This window comes from Roseibium sp. AWQ4_290, assembly GCF_056160985.1.
Map to the genome: position 1 here is coordinate 1 of NZ_JBSWYG010000115.1, position 223 is coordinate 223.

At 59.6% G+C, this 223-nt stretch carries 1 protein-coding gene; it reads right to left on the reverse strand.

All coding sequences use genetic code 11. The features are described 5' to 3' along the window. Positions 1-223: IS3 family transposase (locus ACXAH0_RS25375; protein ID WP_475196125.1), on the reverse strand; the 223-nt coding region annotated here is incomplete at both ends.

A 223-nucleotide genomic window follows, 5' to 3' on the forward strand; every position in this document is an offset into this window, starting at 1 on the left:
GGTGATCGCGTTCTCACGCATCAACCGTCCAACACGCCGATGGCCAACATCAAGTCCGAGTTCCTTTAGCTCCTCGGTCATGCGAGGACGCCCGTAGCTGCCAAGCGACAGTCGGAATTGCTCCCGGATATGGGCAAGCACGACCAAGTCCCTACGCTGCCGGTCACTCACTGGGCGGTTCCGCCAGGACCGGTAACCCCGAGGACTGACATTCATGATCTGA